The sequence below is a fragment of the Amycolatopsis xylanica genome (genome assembly GCF_900107045.1).
Lineage (GTDB): Bacteria > Actinomycetota > Actinomycetes > Mycobacteriales > Pseudonocardiaceae > Amycolatopsis > Amycolatopsis xylanica.
Genome location: NZ_FNON01000003.1, coordinates 593,994 through 612,647, shown reverse-complemented (window position 1 = coordinate 612,647; position 18,654 = coordinate 593,994). Strand labels below are relative to the sequence as shown.

At 68.4% G+C, this 18,654-nt stretch carries 19 protein-coding genes; 10 read left to right on the top strand and 9 right to left on the bottom strand.

The features are described 5' to 3' along the window. Together BLV57_RS16515 and BLV57_RS16510 are read left to right on the top strand one after the other, a co-directional pair. The gene (locus tag BLV57_RS16515) at nt 1-792 is read left to right on the top strand and encodes an SDR family NAD(P)-dependent oxidoreductase (RefSeq protein WP_176968646.1); all 792 of its coding nucleotides are present in this window, start codon (nt 1-3) and stop codon (nt 790-792) included. Continuing rightward, a complete protein-coding gene (locus BLV57_RS16510) occupies nt 792-1,484 on the top strand; it encodes a GntR family transcriptional regulator (protein WP_091289621.1) in 693 nt (230 codons plus the stop codon). The genes BLV57_RS16515 and BLV57_RS16510 overlap by 1 nt, the downstream gene beginning before the upstream one ends. 116 nt (nt 1,485-1,600) lie before the next feature. Here the strand turns inward: BLV57_RS16510 and BLV57_RS16505 are convergent, their stop codons facing one another. Further along, nucleotides 1,601-3,562: an NPCBM/NEW2 domain-containing protein gene (locus BLV57_RS16505; protein WP_091289620.1), complete on the bottom strand. Its 1,962-nt coding sequence runs from the start codon at nt 3,560-3,562 to the stop codon at nt 1,601-1,603. 119 nt (nt 3,563-3,681) lie between these two features. Here BLV57_RS16505 and BLV57_RS16500 point away from each other — a divergent pair, with 119 nt between their 5' ends. Both BLV57_RS16500 and BLV57_RS16495 read left to right on the top strand, forming a co-directional pair. Further along, nucleotides 3,682-4,854, top strand: a complete 1,173-nt coding sequence (locus BLV57_RS16500) for a CaiB/BaiF CoA transferase family protein (RefSeq protein WP_091289619.1) — start codon at nt 3,682-3,684, stop codon at nt 4,852-4,854. 2 nt (nt 4,855-4,856) lie between these two features. Continuing rightward, the gene (locus BLV57_RS16495; RefSeq protein WP_091289618.1) at nt 4,857-6,122 is read left to right on the top strand and encodes an aminotransferase family protein; all 1,266 of its coding nucleotides are present in this window, start codon (nt 4,857-4,859) and stop codon (nt 6,120-6,122) included. Here the strand turns inward: BLV57_RS16495 and BLV57_RS16490 are convergent. The 3 genes from BLV57_RS16490 to BLV57_RS16480 all read right to left on the bottom strand — a co-directional run bounded on the left by BLV57_RS16490 (nt 6,115) and on the right by BLV57_RS16480 (nt 8,242). Next, entirely contained in the window at nt 6,115-6,540 is a 426-nt protein-coding gene (locus BLV57_RS16490; RefSeq protein WP_091289617.1) for a VOC family protein, read from the bottom strand. The two genes, BLV57_RS16495 and BLV57_RS16490, sit on opposite strands and share 8 nt — an antisense overlap. 38 nt (nt 6,541-6,578) lie before the next feature. Further along, nucleotides 6,579-7,358 carry an IclR family transcriptional regulator gene (locus BLV57_RS16485; protein WP_091289616.1) on the bottom strand — a complete coding sequence of 260 codons (780 nt, stop codon included), beginning with the start codon at nt 7,356-7,358 and terminating at the stop codon, nt 6,579-6,581. A 161-nt stretch (nt 7,359-7,519) separates the two neighbouring features. Beyond that, nucleotides 7,520-8,242, bottom strand: a complete 723-nt coding sequence (locus tag BLV57_RS16480; RefSeq protein WP_091289615.1) for a 3-keto-alpha-glucoside-1,2-lyase-like domain-containing protein — start codon at nt 8,240-8,242, stop codon at nt 7,520-7,522. 214 nt (nt 8,243-8,456) lie between these two features. Between BLV57_RS16480 and BLV57_RS16475 the strand changes: the two genes are divergently transcribed. The 3 genes from BLV57_RS16475 (at nt 8,457) to BLV57_RS16465 (ending at nt 10,615) form a co-directional block, all read left to right on the top strand. Continuing rightward, entirely contained in the window at nt 8,457-8,972 is a 516-nt protein-coding gene (locus BLV57_RS16475) for an HAD domain-containing protein (protein ID WP_091289614.1), read from the top strand. After that, on the top strand, nt 8,969-9,628 hold the full coding sequence (locus BLV57_RS16470) for a class I SAM-dependent methyltransferase (protein WP_245757349.1): 660 nt from the start codon (nt 8,969-8,971) through the stop codon (nt 9,626-9,628). The genes BLV57_RS16475 and BLV57_RS16470 overlap by 4 nt, the downstream gene beginning before the upstream one ends. 63 nt (nt 9,629-9,691) lie before the next feature. Next, a complete protein-coding gene (locus BLV57_RS16465; protein ID WP_091289613.1) occupies nt 9,692-10,615 on the top strand; it encodes a PAC2 family protein in 924 nt (307 codons plus the stop codon). Nucleotides 10,616-10,663: 48 nt separating this feature from the next. On the opposite strand, the gene BLV57_RS16460 is transcribed toward BLV57_RS16465, so the two are convergent. After that, a complete protein-coding gene (locus BLV57_RS16460) occupies nt 10,664-11,323 on the bottom strand; it encodes a rhomboid family intramembrane serine protease (protein WP_425426007.1) in 660 nt (219 codons plus the stop codon). Between the two features lie 64 nt (nt 11,324-11,387). On the opposite strand from BLV57_RS16460, the gene BLV57_RS43275 reads away from it, so the two are divergent. Further along, nucleotides 11,388-11,558 carry a hypothetical protein gene (locus BLV57_RS43275; RefSeq protein ID WP_176968645.1) on the top strand — a complete coding sequence of 57 codons (171 nt, stop codon included), beginning with the start codon at nt 11,388-11,390 and terminating at the stop codon, nt 11,556-11,558. Here BLV57_RS43275 and ilvA read toward each other — a convergent pair. Then, nucleotides 11,555-12,781, bottom strand: coding sequence for a threonine ammonia-lyase IlvA (gene ilvA, locus BLV57_RS16455; protein WP_091290416.1), 1,227 nt, complete (start codon nt 12,779-12,781; stop codon nt 11,555-11,557). The genes BLV57_RS43275 and ilvA overlap by 4 nt on opposite strands. Before the next feature lie 155 nt (nt 12,782-12,936). On the opposite strand from ilvA, the gene BLV57_RS16450 reads away from it, so the two are divergent. Both BLV57_RS16450 and BLV57_RS16445 read left to right on the top strand, forming a co-directional pair. After that, nucleotides 12,937-14,775 carry an elongation factor G gene (locus BLV57_RS16450; protein ID WP_091289612.1) on the top strand — a complete coding sequence of 613 codons (1,839 nt, stop codon included), beginning with the start codon at nt 12,937-12,939 and terminating at the stop codon, nt 14,773-14,775. Between the two features lie 38 nt (nt 14,776-14,813). Beyond that, nucleotides 14,814-16,208 (top strand): neutral/alkaline non-lysosomal ceramidase N-terminal domain-containing protein, encoded by a 1,395-nt coding sequence (locus BLV57_RS16445; RefSeq protein ID WP_091289611.1) that lies wholly within the window; start codon nt 14,814-14,816, stop codon nt 16,206-16,208. 40 nt (nt 16,209-16,248) lie between these two features. Here the strand turns inward: BLV57_RS16445 and BLV57_RS16440 are convergent, their stop codons facing one another. From BLV57_RS16440 to BLV57_RS16430, 3 genes are read right to left on the bottom strand one after another with little or no spacing between them, the layout of a single operon-like run. Then, the gene (locus BLV57_RS16440; protein WP_091289610.1) at nt 16,249-17,088 is read right to left on the bottom strand and encodes a hypothetical protein; all 840 of its coding nucleotides are present in this window, start codon (nt 17,086-17,088) and stop codon (nt 16,249-16,251) included. A gap of 58 nt (nt 17,089-17,146) precedes the next feature. Beyond that, the gene (locus tag BLV57_RS16435) at nt 17,147-17,698 is read right to left on the bottom strand and encodes an NAD(P)-dependent oxidoreductase (protein ID WP_245757348.1); all 552 of its coding nucleotides are present in this window, start codon (nt 17,696-17,698) and stop codon (nt 17,147-17,149) included. Then, complete coding sequence (locus BLV57_RS16430) at nt 17,670-18,611, bottom strand: EamA family transporter (RefSeq protein WP_176968644.1); 942 nt, start codon at nt 18,609-18,611, stop codon at nt 17,670-17,672. The genes BLV57_RS16435 and BLV57_RS16430 overlap by 29 nt, the downstream gene beginning before the upstream one ends. Nucleotides 18,612-18,654: the final 43 nt, after the last annotated feature.

Here is an 18,654-nt window from a genome sequence, read left to right as displayed (position 1 = left end):
ATGGGCCGGTTGGCCGACAAGGTCGCGGTGGTCTTCGGCGGTGCGCGGGGCATCGGCCTCGCCACGGTGAAGGAGTTCCTCGCCGAGGGTGCCACCGTGTACGCCAGCGACATCCGCGAGCCAGCGGAGAAGCTGGACCACGAGAACTACTCACACTCCATTGTGGACGCGACGGACGAGAACGACGTCGACACCTTCGTCCAGGACGTGCTGACCCGCGCGGGCCGTATCGACGTGTTGTTCAACAACGTCGGCATCCACCTGGGCAAGCCTCTTGCCGAGACCACTTTGGACGAGTTCAACACCATCTTCGCGCTGAACGTGCGCGCCGCGTTCCTCGGCACGCGGGCCGTGCTGCCGGGCATGATCGAGCGCAAATCGGGCAGCATCATCACGACCTCGTCCAACGGCGGCGTGATGGGCCGTCCCGGCGACCCGGTCTACAACGCCACCAAGCACGCGCTGGTCGGGCTGACCAAGTCGATCGCCGTCGCGCACGCGCATCAGGGCATCCGCGCCAACACGGTCAACCCCGGCGCGATCGACACCGACATGCTGCGCGGCACGCTCGCCTCGCCCGAGGAGTTCGAGGCCAAGCAGCACGCGCTCGTCGCGAGCACCCCGGCCGCGCGGATCGGCGAGGCGTGGGAGGTCGCGAAGGCCGTGGTGTTCCTCGCGTCGGACGAATCGCGTTTCATCAACGGCGTGCTGCTCCCGATCGACGGTGCCAAGGCCGCCGGCGCGATGCCGAACAACCGCTACAGCCTGGACTTCGATCTCGGGGTGAAGTAGTGGGCTCCCTCGATGCTGCCAGGCTGCAGGAAGACCGTGAGCTGCTCGAGCGCAGCGGCACGGCCGAGCGGGTCGCGGCCATCCTGCGCCAGCGCATCACCGAGGGCGACTTCCCGCCGGGCACCCGGCTCTCCGAGCCCGCCATCAGCGCCGCGCTCGGCGTCTCCCGCAACACGCTGCGCGAGTCGTTCCAGCTGCTCGCGCACGAACGTCTCGCGGTGCACCAGCTCAACCGCGGCGTGTTCGTCCGCGAGCTGACGGCCGAGGACATCGCCGACCTCTACGCGGTCCGCCGCATCGTCGAATGCGGCGCGCTGCGTCGCGCGGCCGAACGCCCCTCGCTGGACCTTTCCCCGGTCTCTCAGGCGCTTTCGGACGGCCAGTCCGCCGCGGCCACCTCGGACTGGCGAGCCGTCGGCACGGCGAGCATCCACTTCCACCAGGCGCTCGCCGACCTCGCGGGCAGCCACCGCGTCACCGAGACCATGCGCCAGGTCCTCGCCGAAACCCGCCTGGTCTTCGTCTTCACGGAGAACACCAGGGCCTTCTTCGAGCCCTACCTCAACCGCCACGCCCGCATCCTCAAGCAACTCGAGCGCGCCCGCTTCACCGACGCCGCCGAAGCCCTCGACACCTACCTCCGCGACGCCGAGACCCAGCTCCTGGCCGCCCACGCCCGCACCGACCCATGACCCCCGCCGCGGAAAAAAATCCCAATGTGGCATTGGTCAGTTTTCCGGCCGCCAATGTGGCTTTCGTCAGCTCGAAGCTGACGAAAGCCACATTGGGATTTTTTTCGCCGGGTGGGTCAGCAGGTGATCGAGGCGTTGGCCCAGTCAGCGTGGTCGGAGTTGTTGCCGTCGCCGCCGTCGGTGACCACCAGGTCGAGGACCTGGACGCCGGTGAGGGTGACGTCGATGGGCTGGGACTGGCCGGTCTTCAGCACCTCGGTCGACGCGAGTGTCTTGCCGTCGCCGAGCACCGCGAAGGCGACCGTGCCGATCTTCTTCTCGTCGTCGAGGCCGACGATCGAGCTGAACGACTTGCAGCCGCCGCCCAGGTAGAAGCGCACCTTCGAGGGCGCGTGCACGCCGAGGCCGTTGGGGTAGACGACGCCGCCGATGGTGATCGGCTTGCCGTCGCCCGCCTTGGACTCGCCGTTGCTCTTGCCGCGTTCGACCGGGCCGAAGCCGTTCTCCGCCGAGATCCACGCGGCCTGGGACAACGCGGTCGTGCCCGCCGCGGGCGCGGTCACCAGTGGTGTCGTGCCGTCGGTGTCGAGTGCCTGCTTTCCCCAGAGCGTCCAGTATTCGGTATGCGAGGTCACCGAAACCTTGTCACCGGCCGGGGCGACCGGGCTGACCGTCCAGGTGTGCTTCCACGATTTCCCTGGCAGGACAACGAGAACGAACTCGTCGGCGCGGCCGTCGACCTTCCAGCCGGTCGGCGCGGTCAGCGAGACCTTGCCCAGGAACGCGGGCGTCGAGCCGTCGTTGGTGAGTTCGACCGACGTGGTGAACGGCTTGTCGCGGGGCGTGAAGTCGGCCGCCTGCACCGAAAGCGTGGTGCGCGGCGCGGCACTCGGGAACTTCGACGGCCAGATCCGGAACGCGGCCGCGCCGTGGCTCGGCACCGCGGCGCGCAGCGTGCCCGTGGTCTCGGTCTCGGCGCCGGTCCACAGGTCACGGACACGGTAGCCGGACGCCGTCGCCGCGCCGATCTCCGCGGGCAGCGTCGAGATCGACGAGGACTTGGTGCCGCGGTTGAACAGCACGACGGCCGTCGAGCCGTCGGACATCGGCTTCGCCCAGACCTCGTTGTCGCCGTCATCGCGGACCTTGTGGCCCTGCTTGCCACCCCAGTCCTGGTTGATCGCGATGAGGTCCTTGTTCTGCAGGATCTTCTTCGTCGCCTCGGACTGCGAGCGCAGGTCGTTGCCTGCGAGCAGCGGCGCGTTCATCAGCGACCAGAGCGCGAAGTGCGCCTGGTACTCGTCGTTGGTCATGCCGCCGTTGCCGACCTCGAGCATGTCGGGGTCGTTCCAGGCGCCGGGGCCGGAGTAAGCCTCCAGGCCGACCTGCTTGTCGAGGATGCCGGTCCAGCTGCCCCAGTTGTCCTTGATGTCGCCGGTGGTGCGCCACAGCTGCGCCCCGGCGTCCTTGCCCCAGGTCCACGGCTTGTTCTGGCCCCACTCGCACAGCGCGTAGACGATCGGGCGGCCGGTCTTCTTCAGCGCCTCGCCCATCTTCGTGTAGCGCTCCAGCGCGGGCCTGCCCTGGTTGTTGCAGTTGTCGTACTTGAGGTAGTCGACGCCCCAGTCCGCAAACGTTTGCGCGTCGACGTCCTCGTGGTCGAGCGCGCCCGGCATGGTCTTGGCGCAGGTCAGTGTGCCCGCGCTGGTGTAGATGCCGAGCTTGAGGCCCTTGCCGTGGATGTAGTCGGCGAGCGCCTTGATCCCGCTCGGGAAGCGGGTCTTGTGGTTTTCGAGCTTGCCTTCGGCGTTGCGGTTCAGCTCGGCCCAGCAGTCGTCGATGTTGACGTACTGGTAGCCGGCGTCCTTCATGCCGGACGAGACGAGCGCGTCCGCGGTCTCGCGGATCAGTTGCTCGTTGATGTTGCAGGCGAACTTGTTCCAGCTGTTCCAGCCCATCGGCGGAGCGGCGGCGGGCGCTTCCGCGGGTCTTTCCGGGGTTTCGGCGGCGACCGCGGGTGCGGCCACCACGGTCGTCGCGGCCCCCAGGGCGGCGACGAACACGACAAGACGACGCATGGTTCCTCCAGGAGTGCGCAACTCTGCACAAACTCACCCAACAATCAACATCACCAGTGGGGTGCCGTCAATGGGCCGTTCGTCTATATCCGCGAGCAGAAATCAATAAGGGTGACAACTTGACCAGACCACTGGACGGCATCAAGGTCGTCGACCTGTCGCGCATCCTGGCCGGGCCTTACTGCACGCAGTACCTCGGTGAGATGGGTGCCGACGTGATCAAGGTCGAGCCGCCTGGCCATGGCGACGACACCCGCATGTGGGGCCCGCCGTTCGTCGGCGACGACGCGGTCTACTACCTCGCGGCCAACAGGAACAAACGTGGGATCGTGCTCGATCTCAAGAGCGAACGCGGCCAGGACGCCGTCCGCAGGCTCGTCGCGGACGCCGACGTGCTGGTCGAGAACTTCCGCCCGGGCACGCTGGAGCGCTGGGGCCTCGGCTACGCCGCGCTGGCCGAGCTGAACCCCCGCCTGATCCACCTGTCGATCACCGGCTTCGGCCAGACCGGCCCGTACCGCGACAAGCCCGGCTACGACCTGGTCGCGCAGGCGATGGGCGGGATCATGGACCTCACCGGCGAGGCCGAGGGCCCGCCCGCGAAGGTCGGCCTCCCCGTCGCCGACCTCAACGCGGGCACCTGGGGCATCATCGCGGTGCTGATGGCGTTGCACGCCAGGCACACGACCGGCCGGGGTCAGTACCTCGATGTGTCGCTTTTGGACACCCAGCTGGCCTGGCACGTCTACGCCGCCGGAGCCACCTTCTACGACGCCAAGCGGCCGCGCCGGATGGGCTCGGCGCACCCGAGTATCGTCCCGTACCAGGCGTATCAGGTGGCCGACAGCTGGATCGTCATCGCGGTCGGCTCCGAGAAGCTCTGGCGCGTGTTCTGCTCGGTGCTCGGCCTGGACATAGCCGAGGATCCCCGGTTCGTGTCGAACGCGGCCCGCGCCGCGCACCGCGAAGAACTCAACGACCTGCTCGGCGAAGTCCTGCTCACGCGCCCCGCCGACGACTGGCTCAAGCGCTTCGAGGAGGCGAGCATCCCGGCGGGCCCGATCAACACGATCGACGACATCTACGCCGACCCGTGGACCGCTGAGCGGGATCAGGTGGTACGCATGGGTTCGTACACGGGCACGGGATTCCCGGTGAAGGCGTCCGGCACGCCTGCCAGGCCGGTCTCACCGCCGCCGGCACTCGGGCAGCACACCGCGGACGTGCTGGCCGAGCTCGGCTACACGGCCGAGGAGATCCAGGAGTTCCTGCCCCAAAGAGGTGAGGAGTGACGATGCAACCGACCAACCCGCTCTGGCATCCGTTCGCGGACATGGGCGCGGTCGACGGCGACCGGATGATCATCACCAGAGGCGCGGGCTCGTACGTCTGGGACGATCAGGACCGGCGGTATTTCGACGCGACCGCCTCGCTCTGGTATGCCAATTTCGGGCATGGCCGTGAAGAGATCGCCGATGCCGTCGCCGCGCAGCTGCGCAAGCTCGACTCGTACAACCTCTTCGGTTACTACGCCAACGAGCCCGCGCTGAAGCTGGCCGAGCGCGTTTCCGCGCTCGCGCCGACACCCGGCTCGAAGGTGTTCCTCGCCTCCGGCGGCGGCGACGTGGTCGACACCGCGGCGAAGGTCGCCCGCGCGCACTTCTTCCACACCGGCCGCCCGGAGAAGACGCACTTCATCGGCAGGCGGCTCGGGTATCACGGCACGCACGGCTTCGGCACGGCGATCGGCGGGCTCGCCCCCAACCGGGTCGGCTTCGAACCCTTGCAGGAGCCCGTTTCGCACGTCCCGTTCGACGACGCCGCCGCACTGGAAGCGGAGATCCAGCGAGTCGGCGCCGAACGCGTGGCCGCGTTCTTCTGCGAGCCGGTGATCGGCGCCGGCGGTGTGCAGCTGCCGCCGCCCGGGTACATCGAGGCCGTCGCCGAGATCTGCAAGCGGCATGACGTGCTGTTCGTCGCCGACTGCGTGATCGCCGGGTTCGGGCGGCTCGGCACCTGGTTCGGCATCGACCGCTGGCCGGTCCAGCCGGACATGATCACCGTGGCCAAGGGCATCACCGGCGGCACGATCCCGCTGGGCGCGCTGATCGCCGCGCCACGCGTGGCCGAGCCGTTCTTCACCGGCAAGCCGGGCGCCCCGATCCTGCGGCACGGCCCGACGTACGCCGGGCATCCCGTCGCCTGCGCGGCCGCGAACGTCACGCTCGACATCTATGAGCGTGAAGGCCTGATCGCGCGCGGACGTGAGCTGGAGAAGCCGCTCGCCGACGTGCTGTCGGGGCTGATCTCGCACCCGCTGGTCGCCGAAGTCCGTGCCGGGCTCGGCTTCCTGGCCGCGGTCGACCTCACCGACGACGTGCTCGAAGCCGATCCGGGTGCTTCGGGCAAGTTGCAGCGTGCCTGCCGCGAGGAGGGCGTGCTCGTGCGCCCGCTCGCCAAGGGGTTCGCGATCTCACCACCGCTGATCGCCGACGAACCGGAGCTGGACCTGCTCGGGAACGCCTTCCCGCGCGCGCTGGACCGGCTCGAGCTCAGCTGAGACAGAGTTCATTGCCCTCCGGATCCGCGATCGTGATCCACCAGTGCGGGCCCTGGCGGCCTCGGTGCAGTTCTTTCGCGCCGAGTGCCGTCAGGCGCTCGAGCTCGGCCTCCCGCTTGTCCTCACCGATCCGCAGATCGAGATGGACGCGGTTCTTCACGGTCTTTTCCTCCGGCACCAGCATGAACAGGATCCGCCTGCCCGAGCCGTCCGGATGCAGGATCGCCTGCCCTTCGCGCCAGACGAGCACGCCCTTGTGCGTCTTGGTGTCCGCATCCGTGGCGTGGCCCGCCGCGATCATCTCCCTGATGAAGTCCTCCTTACTGGGCTCGACGTCCCAGCCGAGCATGTCCGCCCACCAGTCGGCGAGCGTGTGCGGATCCGCCGAATCGACGACGATCTGGAATTCGTAGGTCATGCCAGCACCATAACCAGGGGCACCGACAATTCCGGGGGCTACAGGGAGTAGGACGACACCGCCCGCTGGATCCGGTTCGCGTACGCCTGCAGCGAAGTGATCGCCGCGCGCTTCGCCTCGTCGCTGATCCGCGCGGCCGGACCGGCCATGGTGAGCACGGCGGGCCGATGTCCCGGCACGTGCACCGGCACCGAGCACGCCCACACGCCTTCTTCGAGCTCGCCCCAGCTGACCGCGTACCGGTTGAGCACCGCGCGCTTGAGCTCGTCACGGATGCCGTGCCCCCGCCGCTGCATCACCGCGGGCAGCCGCCGTTCCCGGTCGGCCTCGGGCAGCAGCGCGAGCATCATCTTGCCGGACGCGCCTTCCCCCAGCGGAACGGAATGGCCCGGCTGGAAGGTGAACCGCATCGCCCGATCACATTCGACCCGGTCGGCACAGACCGCCGTGTCCCCGAAATGCTGGAATAGCAACACTGTTTCGCCGAGTTCGCGCGCAGCTTCTTCCATCGTCGGCTTGGCGAGCCGCGCGAGGTCATTCGACAGTTGCGCGGCGCGGGCCAGCGGCATCACCTGGCAGGTCACGTGATAACGCCCGGCTTTGCCTTCTTCGAGTAACTGAAGTTCCTTCAGTAGCGCCACATAACGATAAGTCGTCGCGACCGGGGTGCCGATGGTCGCGGCGAGTTCCGCGACACTGGCTTCGGGCCTGCGCTCGGAGAACGCCAGCAGCAGCTGCAAGACCTTGCGGGAGCTGCTCGCGCCGGGCGTTCTGCGTGGTGGCGCTGAGGCGTGGGGTGGGCGTGCCGCTGGCGTCATTTGTTAACCTCTCGGGGAAACGGCGCAACTACGGTTACCAGCACAACAGAGAAATAAGTTAGCACAGTGTGCGAACTGCTGGTCAATACCGAAGTCGATTGTCCCCGAGACAAATTCGGCGCTGGATTCCACCAGGTGGAATCCAGCGCCGAATTCACGGATCAGGTCGTGATGAACTTGTCCGGACTCTGCACCACGGGTGATTCGAAGAACAGGTTCTTGTATTCGTCCTGGATACCGGAGTTGTGGACCTGAATGGCCAGTGGTCCTACCCGGCCCGCCGTCTTGTCCTCGAACTTGAGCACTTCGACACCCTTACAGGTGGCCGCCGGTTCCTTCAGCGGGCAGCAGGCCATCCGCGCGATGCCGGTCTTCGCGTTGCCGATCAGCTCGCACTGCGCCCATTTCTTGATGTCGATCGAGGTGTGCGGATACTGCGTGAACAGCTTCCCGCCGCCGTTGTTGTGCCCGGTCCGGTAGTCCCAGTGCCCGCCGTTCGGCGGCTGGAACTGGATGGAGTCGAGACCGTTCAGCACCGGGGTGGTCTTGCCCCAGATCAGCACGGTCGGCTTGTGGTCGCCCTTGACCTGCTTGAGCGTGAAGATCCAGCGGAAGGTGTCGACCTGCTTCTTGTTGTAGTACAGCCAGCCGCGCGCGGTCCCGTTGCCGTGGATCACGCCGTCCTTGGCCGACCACAGGCCGTCCTTCGACGAGGTCCAGCCGTCGAGCGTCTTGCCGTCGAACATCGAGACGAGGTTCGGGTCACCGTACGGATTCGGGTCGCCCTTCGGGTTCAACCCGGCTGCTGCTGCCATCGGCGACGTGACCACGGCCGTCGCCAAAGCGACCCCCGCGACCAGCGCCAAGAGTGAGCGGCGAAGCATGGATGCCGTCCTTTCACTTCTTCGTAACCGGACGTGAACGTTTACGGTCGGACGGCGAATGTCACGCTACGAGTGAGCGCCGTTACCCGTCAACCCCGCTAGCCCGGATGCCGCCCGGTGTCCCGCTGACCGAACCCTCCACTGTGGAGTAATTCGTTTCTGCCGCCGGGGATACACGTGCCAGGCTGGGCCGGGGCTCGGGGAAGGAGACGCGATGCGCCCGCTTCTGTTCCTCGACGTCGATGGACCGCTCAACCCGTTCCAGGCCAAGCCGAGCAAGCGGCCGGACGGATATCTCACTTACCGCATATGGACTTCGGTCACGCCTGCGCCGATGCCCGGCCGCCGAAAGCCGCTACGGGTCTGGCTGAAGCCATCGCATGGCGAGGACCTTCTCGCGCTGCCCTACGAGCTTGTTTGGGCGACGACGTGGACACACGAGGCGAACCAGAAAATCGGGCCCGAACTCGGACTGCCCGCTCTGCCCGTGATCGCGTGGCCCGAGCAACGGCAGGGTGCGGACGGCTTGCACTGGAAGACACGCGCGATCGTTGAGTTTGCGGCCGGGCGGCCTTTTGCCTGGGTGGACGACGAACTCACCGAAACCGACCGCGTCTGGGTCATGCGCCAGCACGGCGAAGCGTTGCTGCACTGGGTCGATCCCCGGCTCGGATTACGTGCGGCGGACTTCGAGACTTTGCGCGCGTGGGCTGGGAAACTGGACGAGTGAAGGAAAAACGGCTGCTCGCCGACGCGGAGCTCGCACTGTCCTCTGTGGTCGCCAACAACGCGATGAACCGCCTCCGCGGCCTCGCGGGCGCCAACAGTTACACGCGCGAGCTCGGCTTCAACCCGGTCGACTTTCTCGCCGGAAGGCCGAGCGCGGCTTGGCTGGATCTCTGCTGCGGCAGTGGCAACGCGTTGCTGCAGGCGGCGGGGTTGCTGCCGGGCGTGAGGATCATCGGAGTCGACTTGGTCGGCTACTTCACGCCGCCGCCGCACCACGGCGTGGAGTTCGTCGAGGCTTCGGTGACCGAGTGGGAACCACCGTATGCGTTCGACCTGATCACGTGCGTGCACGGGCTGCATTACGTCGGCGACAAGCTGGGGGTCTTGGCGAAGGTCGCGTCCTGGCTCACCGAAGACGGCCGGTTCGCCGCCGATCTCGATCTCGCGTCCATCCGGCGGGCGGACGGGAGTCCGGCCGGGCGGCGGCTGGTCGCGGCGCTGCGGGCGGAGGGGTTCGGGTATGACGGGCGGCGGCGCCGGGTCGGGCTTAGCGGCCGCAAGCAGGTCCGATCGCCCTACACTTACCTGGGAGCCGACGCCGAAGCCGGCCCGAACTACACGGGGCAGCCCGCGGTGATGTCGTACTACCGGGATTGATTCTGGCCTTCGCGACGTTGACCCGTTAGTACGAGTGTGATCGAGGAAGAGCAGGAGAACGTAGTGGCGCTGGATCCAGAGGAGCTGTACGAGGTGGACTCCGACGTCCCCGACCTGGACGGCGTCGTGCTCCTCCACCACTTCGACGGCTTCATGGACGCGGGTTCGGCCGGTGCTCTGGTTGCCGAGCACCTGCTCAGCGAGCTGGAACACCGGGTGATCGCGCGGTTCGCCGTCGACAGCCTGATCGACTACCGGTCACGCCGTCCGCCGATGACGTACGCGATCGACCACTGGGAGAGCTACGACGCGCCCGAGCTGGTCGTCCACCTGCTGCACGACGAGGACGGGGTGCCGTTCCTGCTGCTCACCGGCCCGGAGCCGGATCACGAGTGGGAGCGCTTCACCAAGGCGATCCAGTCGCTGATCGAGCGCTGGGGCGTCCGGCTGACCGTCGGGTTCCACGGCATCCCGATGGGCGCGCCGCACACCCGCCCGCTCGGCGTGACCTCGCACGCCACCAGGGTCGACCTGGTCGGCGACCACCAGCCGCTGCCGAACCGGATGCAGGTGCCCGGCAGCGTGGCCGCGCTGATCGAGTTCCGCCTCGGCGAGGCCGGTCACGACGCGATGGGCTTCGCCGCGCACGTGCCGCACTACCTGGCGCAGGCCACGTACCCGGCCGCCGCCGTGCTCGTGCTCGACTCGCTGGTCAAGGCCACCGGGCTGAACCTGCCCGGCGAGCCGCTGCGCGAGGCCGCCGCGACCGCGGACGCCGAGATCAACCGCCAGGTCGCCGAGTCCGACGAGGTCGCCGACGTGGTGCGCGCGCTGGAACGCCAATACGACACCTTCGTCGAGGCCTCCAGCCGCAACAGCCTGCTGGCGGAGAGCGTCGAGCACATGCCGACCGCCGAGGAGCTGGGGAACCAGTTCGAGCGGTTCCTCGCCGAGCAGCAAGGCCCCGGCGACTCACCCGAGCGCTGAGCGTCGTGAGTGGTATGGCCGGTTCTAACCGGTCAAAACACTCACGACCTAGGCGTCCTTGGGGAAGAGGGTGGTCGTGGGGTCGGTGAAGGTCGGGGTCTCCGGCTCGGGGGCCGCGGGCTTGCGGCGGCGGTCGCGGAAGAGCCAGCCGCCGATGATGCCGCCGACGAACCCGAAGCTGTGGCCCTGCCAGCTGACCTGGGCCTCGCCCGGCAGCAGCGAGCTGAACTGGTAGGCGAAGCACAGCGCCATCACCAGCCCGATGACGATGTCGATGCGGTGCCGGTCGAACAGGCCGCGCACGATGATGTACCCGAAGTAGCCGAACACCATGCCGCTCGCGCCCGCCGTGACGGTCATCGACGGCGAGAAGAACCAGACGCCGAGGCCGCTCGCGATGGCGATCAGCACGGTCACCGCGATGAACTTCTTCACCCCGCGGTACGCGGCGAGGAAGCCGAAGATGAACAGCGGGCCCGAGTTGCCCTCGATGTGCGCCCAGCTGCCGTGGATGAACGGCGCGGTGAAGATCTCCGGCAGCGAGCCCGGCTCACGCGCCTCGATGCCGTACTCGCGCGTGAGGTCGTAACCGTTCAGCGCGTTGAAGATCTGCACGGTCCAGATGATCGCCAGGAAGCCGACCATGATCCAGAGCGCCTTCTTGGCCTCCGCGATCATCTCCTCGGCCGTGCCTGGTCCTTCCCCGATGATGTCCACTTCCGGAGGATAACCGAGGGGACCGACGAAAATGGGCGTATGAGAAGCTCAGGCCATGGCTAAACCCTCGACGCTGCAGGTTCGCAACGCCGCCGTGGCACTGGTCGCGGCCGGGATCGCGGTCTGGAACCTGATCATCGGCGGGCCGTTCCTGGTGACCTTGTTCCTGGGGCTCGGCTGCGTACTCGCGCTCGCGTCGATCTACCTCAACCGCCCCGGCGCCTAAAGAAGGAACCGGAAGAGCGCGCTCGCCGGATCGACCGTCTCGATGTGCAACGGGCTCGCCGCCATCCGCGTGAGCAGGCCGTCCAGGTCGGCCCTGGCGCCGATCTCGACGCCGACCAGCGCGGGGCCGGTCTCGCGGTTGTTGCGCTTCACGTACTCGAAAAGCGTGATGTCGTCGTCGGGCCCGAGCACGTAGTCGAGGAACCGCCGCAGCATCCCCGGTTCCTGCGGGAAGTCGACCAGGAAGTAGTGCTTCAGTCCTTCGTGGACCAAGGATCGTTCGAGGATCTCGCTGTAGCGGCTGACGTCGTTGTTGCCGCCGGACAGCACGCACACGGTCAGCGCGTCCGACGGCAGCTCCCGCACGGCCGTGGTCGCCAGCGCGCCGGCGGGCTCCGCGATGATCCCGTCGCGCTGGTACAGGTCCAGCATCTCGACGCACACCGCGCCGGCCTCGACGGTGACGATCCGCGCGCCGCTGTCACGGACCAGCGGGAACGTCACTGACCCGACCTGGCGGACCGCGGCTCCGTCCACGAACGGATCCAGCTCGGTCAGCGCGACCGGCTCACCGGCCGCCAGCGCCGCCGTCATGCTCGCCGCGCCGGACGGCTCGACGCCGACCAGCGAGACCTCCGGGTGGCGCGAACCGAGCCAGGCCGCCATCCCGGCGAGCAGCCCGCCGCCGCCGACCGGCACCACGACGCGGTCCGGCACGCGGCCGAGCTGGTCGATGATCTCGCAGGCCACCGTGCCCTGACCGGCGACCGTGCGCGGGTCGTCGAAAGCCGGCACCACCTCGGCGCCGGTCTTCGCCGCGAACTCCAGCGCCGCGGCCTGCGCGTCGTCGTACGCGTCGCCCTCGACGACCACCTCGACCCAGCTGCCGCCGATGGCCGCGATCCGCTCGCGCTTCTGCCTCGGCGTCGTGCGCGGCAGGTATACCCGGCCGTGGATCCGCAGCGCCGAGCACGCGTACGCGACGCCCTGCGCGTGGTTGCCCGCGCTGGCGCACACGACGCCGCCTGCGGAGACGCCCAGCTGGGCCATCAGGTTGTAGGCGCCGCGCAGCTTGTACGACCGGACGGCCTGCAGGTCCTCGCGCTTGATCCAGACCTCGCCGCCGGTGCGGGCGGAAAGCCGTTCGTTGCGTTCGAGCGGGGTGCGCAGCACGACGCCGTCGAGCAGGGCTCCGGCCTTTTCGACGTCGTCAGCGGTGGTCATCGACACCGAAGAAAGGGTACGCCGGGAAAATCGGATGCCCTTCGACAGGTGCGTTGTTAGCCTCGGCCGGTTGGTCACCCGAGGACAGGAGTGTCGAATGCGCCAGGGAACGGAATGCCCCATCTCCTATTCCGCGACCTTCGCAAGGGCACTCCATGAAGACCTCGAACATCGGGATTCTCGCGCATGTTGACGCCGGGAAGACCAGCCTCACCGAACGCCTCCTCTTCCATGTAGGCGTCATCCGCGAACTGGGCAGTGTGGACGGTGGCAGCACCCAGACCGACACGCTCGACCTGGAACGCAGGCGCGGCATCACCATCCGCGCCGCGGTCGTCTCCTTCACCGTCGGCGACCTCAAGGTCAACCTGATCGACACGCCGGGCCACTCCGACTTCATCGCGGAGGTGGAACGGTCCCTGCGCGTGCTCGACGGCGTCGTGCTGGTGATCTCGGCCGTCGAAGGCGTCCAGACGCAGACCCGCGTGCTCATGCGCACGCTGGCCAGGCTGAAGATCCCGACGCTGCTGTTCGTCAACAAGATCGACCGGATGGGCGCCGCGTACGACAGCCTGCTCGCGACGATCGCGCGCAAGCTCACGCCCGCCGCGATCCCGATGGCCACGGTCAGCGGGATCGGCACGCGTGACGCCCAGGTCCGGCCGGATCTCGGGCGCGCGGCCGAAGTGCTCGCGGGCAACGACGACGCCTTCCTGGAGTCCTATGTGGAGGACCGGGTGGGCCGAGCGGAGACGCTGGCTGAACTCGCCGCGCAGACCGGGCGGGCGCTGGTGCATCCGGTCTACTTCGGCTCGGCCATGACCGGCGAGGGGATTCCCGAGCTGCTCGAAGGCGTCCGGACGCTGCTGCCCGCCGCGAGCGGGTCCGAAGAGGACGTCCTGCGCGCGACCGTCTTCAAGATCGAACGCGGGACCTCGGGCGAGAAGATCGCGTACGCGCGGCTGTACGGCGGCTCGATCTCGGTGCGCGACCACGTCACGGCGTATCGCGGCGGGCTCGGCGTGGGCACCGCGAAGGTCACCGCGAGCGAGCCAAGCCGGGTCGTCGCCGGGGACATCGCCAAGCTGTGGGGACTCAAAGACGTCCGGATCGGTGACAGCCTGGGCAGCGCGGAGCCGGTGGGAGAACGGCCCCAGTTCCGGCCGCCGACGCTGGAAACCGTGGTACGCGCGGAAAATCCGGGCGCGTTGTACGCGGCGCTGACGTCACTGGCCGAACAGGACCCGTTCATCCAGGCACGCCGTGACGATGAGCAGATCTCCGTCCGGCTGTACGGCGAGGTGCAGAAAGAGGTGCTGCAGTTCCAGCTGGCCGAGGAGTTCGGCCTGCCAGTGGTCTTCGAGGAGACTCGGACGCTGCGAGTCGAACGGCTCGAGGGGACCGGCGCCGCGGTCCGGTTCATCGAGCTGCGTGAGCGCGACGATCCTTACGCGACAGTAGGTCTGCGCGTCGAGCCCGGCGCGCCGGGCTCCGGCGTGCGGTACCGGCTGGAGGTCGAGCTCGGGTCGCTGCCGCGCGCGTTCCACACCGCGATCGAGGAGACGGTCCACTCGAGCCTGCGGCGCGGACTGTACGGCTGGGAGGTGCTCGACTGCGTGGTCACGTTGACGCATACCGGCTATTTCAGTCCGATCACGACCGCGGGCGACTTCCGCGCGCTCACCCCGATCGTGCTGGGACTCGCGCTGGAAGACGCGGGGACGCGGGTGTACGAGCCGATCGACGCCTTCGAATTGTCGGTGCCCTCCGATAACGTCAGTGCTGTCCTGGTTTGCCTGTCCGACGCCGGCGGGCAGGCTCGTGAAGTAACCGTCAAGGAGGAATATGCGACTGTCGAAGGGGTGATCCCGTCGAGCGGAGTGGTCGCGTTCGAGCGGCGGCTGCCTTCGCTCACGCGCGGGGAAGGCCTTCTCCTGCCCAGGTTCGCCGGATTCGAACCTGTGGCGGACAAGGCAACCTGGCGTGGCCGGTGAACGTCATACAGGCGCAAGTACGACTGAGGGGAAACAAAATGGCTTATTCCGCTGGTTCCGCGAAAATCGATATCACGCCGCCGCTGACGATTCCGTACGTCGGCGGGCTGCCGAGGCACTCGCTGTTCGAGGGAGTGCACGACGAGCTGTACGCCCGCGCGGTCGCGATCACCGACGTCACGCCGAACAAGACGATCATCATCATCACGGTGGACGCGCTCGGCCTGAACAACGACATCCTCGGCCCGACAAGGGATTTCACCGCGGAGGTCCGCGCACAGGTCACCACGGCGACGGGGGTGCCCGCCGCCAACATCATGCTGGCCAGCTCGCACGCGCACTCCACTCCGGAGACCGGCGACGTCCGCCATCTCTACACCGACCCGGCCAAGCTCACCTGGCTGGAAGGCCTGCGCGACAAGCTCGCCCAGGTCGCGGCGAGCGCGTACGCGTCGCGGCAGACCGTCACCGCCAAGCACGTGCGCGGCGAGATCGAGCCCGGCAGCTTCGTCAAGAACCGCGACGCCTCCTTCTATCCGGGCGCCGCGCCGATCGACACGGAGATCGGTGTGCTCACGCTGGAGAACGCGGCGGGCACCTGGCGGACGGTGGTCGTCAACTTCGCCTGCCACCCGGTGATCATGCAGGTCAACCCGTACGTCTCCGCCGACTATCCGGGCGCCGCCTCGGCGTGGGTCGAGCGTAACGTGCCCGGGTTGGACGTCTGCCTGTTCCTGCAGGGCGCGGCGGGCAACATCAACCCGGACGACGACCCGCTGTGGGACGACCAGCGCTCCGCCTTCGACGAGCGGAACATGCCGAATTTAGCCGTCATCCGGGATTCGTTCGCGCACAACGAGCGGATCGGGCTGGCGCTCGGGATGACCGTCGCCGATCTGTCCAACGGGCTGCCCGGCAAGGCCGTCACCGGCCCGGTCAAGGCGTACTCCGAGAAGATCAACGTCGCGTCGCGCCCGCTGCCGGACCGTGCTCCGTACCAGGCGGAGTTCGACGCGCGGACCCAGGCGGTGCAGGACGCGATCAACAACGGCGCGAGCGAGGAGGAGATCGTCTCGCTGCGCAACGCCGCCCAGGAGTACGAGGAGCTCCTGGCGGCGATCGACCGCGGCACCGCGACGATCGACGCCGAGGTGCAGGGCCTGCGGTTCGGCAACGTCGCGTTCATGGGCATGCCGGGTGAGCCGTTCGTCGAGTTCGGCTTGCAGCTCAAGGCCTTGTCGAACAACAACCGCACGATCACGCCGGTCGGCTACGCCAACGACTACCTCGGTTACTTCATGCCGCAGGCGTTGTGGGACGCCGGGGTGTGGGAGTCGACGCTCGGCTGCCAGACCCGGATGGGCCGGGACGCCGGTGTCGCGATCTACAACAAGGCCGCGGCTTTGGTGACGAAGCTCTGGCAGACCCCGTAAAACGTTGTGGTGGCAGGGGATTCGCGTCCCCTGCCACCACTCACAGATAGGGAAGGAGGATCTTCACCGCGTCGACGGTCGCGTAACCGCGCCATTCCAGTGACGCCGCGGGGGAGGCTGAGACGAAGTCGACGACCCAGCCGCCGTCGTCCTGCTGCAACGAGGCCAGCCGCTCGAGATCGGCTTCGAGGACCTCGCGTGGCATGAGGGCACGCAACGGTCCTTCGTGCCATGGCGAGAAGTCCAGCGGACGCTGGGCTTCGCCGTCGACGCCGCCTTCGACCGGGACGACCCAGTCGTCCGGCAGGAAGCCGACCATGCGCTCGAGTTCGGCTTCGGCGCCGATCGCGTCGAGGAACCACAGCACGAAGCGGAATTCGATGGCGAAGCCCGTGCCGGTGCGTTCGGCGATCCGGGCGAGGCAGTACTCGGTCGCCTTGCGCAGCCAGGGATGTTCGCTCATCCCGGCCCGATGGGCGGCGCCCGCGACCGCGGCCGTCAGCTGCAACGACGACCGCGTCGAGTCCGCGCCCGCCCACCACGGCGACGAACCGGCGGGCTGGGTGAGCGGCAGCGCGAACGGCAGGCCGCCGTCCGGCAGTGTCACGGTGTCGAGCCAGTCGCACAGCTCGGGCGCCGGCTCCTGGGTCTCCTCGAAGACCTCGAACGCGTGCAACGCGCCCGCGATCTGGCTTTCGGGAGAACGCAGGTCGGGCTCCAGCCCCCAGCCGAAGCCGCCGTCGGTGTTCCGGTACGCACTGACCGCGGCGAGCACGCCGCTTGCGTCGCCCTGACCGGTGACCAGGTCGAAACGGCGGCGGTCCAGCAGGCGGGCGTGCCCGGCCATGAACGCGGATGCTCGGTCCAGATCGATTTTCATGCGGCCATCGTGACCCGGATCGTGGCCTCACGGCTTGAACGAAACGGACACGCGCGGGTCAGTAGCCGACCGTGAACCGGGTCCGGCGATGGCGGGGCCGCTCGACCTCGTCGACGAGCGCGACCGCGAAGTCCTCCATGGAGATGGACGAAAGACCGTTCGCGTCGATGAGCAGGTCGTCCGCGCCGACGCGGTAGTTTCCGGTGCGGACACCGGGTTCCAGCGAGGCGGGCGGGCTCAGGTACGTCCAGTCCACTTCGGACGCGGACCGGCAGGCGGCGAGCTGTTCGTTGCAGGCCAACGCGATCTCGCGGATCTCGGCGGGGAAGTCCGGGGTGTCGGACAAGATGCCGCCGCCCGGCACCCGCAGGCTCGCGGCCCCGCCGACGAGCAGGAGGCGGCACTTCGCGCCCTCCAGCAACGCTTTGGCGGCCGCGACGAGTTCGGGTCCGCTGCCGGGAGCCGGGCGGGTCGCGCTGATCAGCACGTCCTGGCCCGCGCTGAGCGCGGCCACGTCCTCGACGTTCGTGGCGTCGCCGGTGCGCATCCCCGGGCTCGGCCGTCGTCCGACGGGTGTGACCTCATGGCCGCGCGATCGCGCTTCGGTCACCACTCGGCTCCCGACGCCGCCCGCCGCTCCGAACACTGTGATCCGCATGGTTCTCCTTCTTCTTGAGAGGAATTTGGGCCGCGACGAGCGCGGCGAGGACGATGACGGCGCCCAGCAGCTGGGCGGTCGTCAGGTGCTGGCCGAGCACCAGCCAGCCGACCGTGGTCGCGACCAGCGGGCTGAGCAGGCTGAGGAAGGTGACGCTGGTGGCCGACAGGCCGCGAATCCCGCGGAACCACAACGCGTACGCCACGGCGGCGCCGGGAATCGCGAGGTAGGCGTAGCCGAGGATGTTCCCGGCGGTCAGCCCGCTCGGCGGCGGTCCTTCGACGAGCAGCGCGACCGGCAGCAGCACCAGGCCGCCCGCGACGAGCTGCCAGCCGGTGGTCGCGAGCAGCGGCGCGGGTGAGGTCCAGCGCTTGCTGAGCACGACCCCGGTGGCCATGACGACCGCGCCGCCGAGCGCCGCCGCGACGCCGAGCACGTCCAGCTTGGCGCCGGCGCGCAGCACCAGCAGGCTGACACCGGCCACCCCCGCGATGCCCGCGATCGCGGTGCGCGGCGTGAGCCGTTCACCGAGCAGGCCGCTCGCGAGCACCGCCACGATCAGCGGCTGGATGGCGCCGACGGTCGCGGCGACCCCGCCGGGCAGCCGGTAGGCGGCGACGAACAGCAGTGCCAGGAACACGCCGATGTTGAGCGTGCCCAGCACCAGCGAACGCCACCACCACTGCCCGCGCGGCAGCCTGCGGGTGAGCGCGACCAGCAGGAGGCCGGCGGGCAGTGCCCGGACGAGCGCCGCGAACAGCGGCCGGTCCGGCGGCAGGAATTCGGTGGTGACCAGGTAGGTGGTGCCCCAGATGGCGGGCGCCAGCGCGGTGACGGCGATGAGGGCGATCCGGTTGCTTAGCACTAAGACAAACTATCTCACCGCTAAGCTATCTGCCAGTGATTTG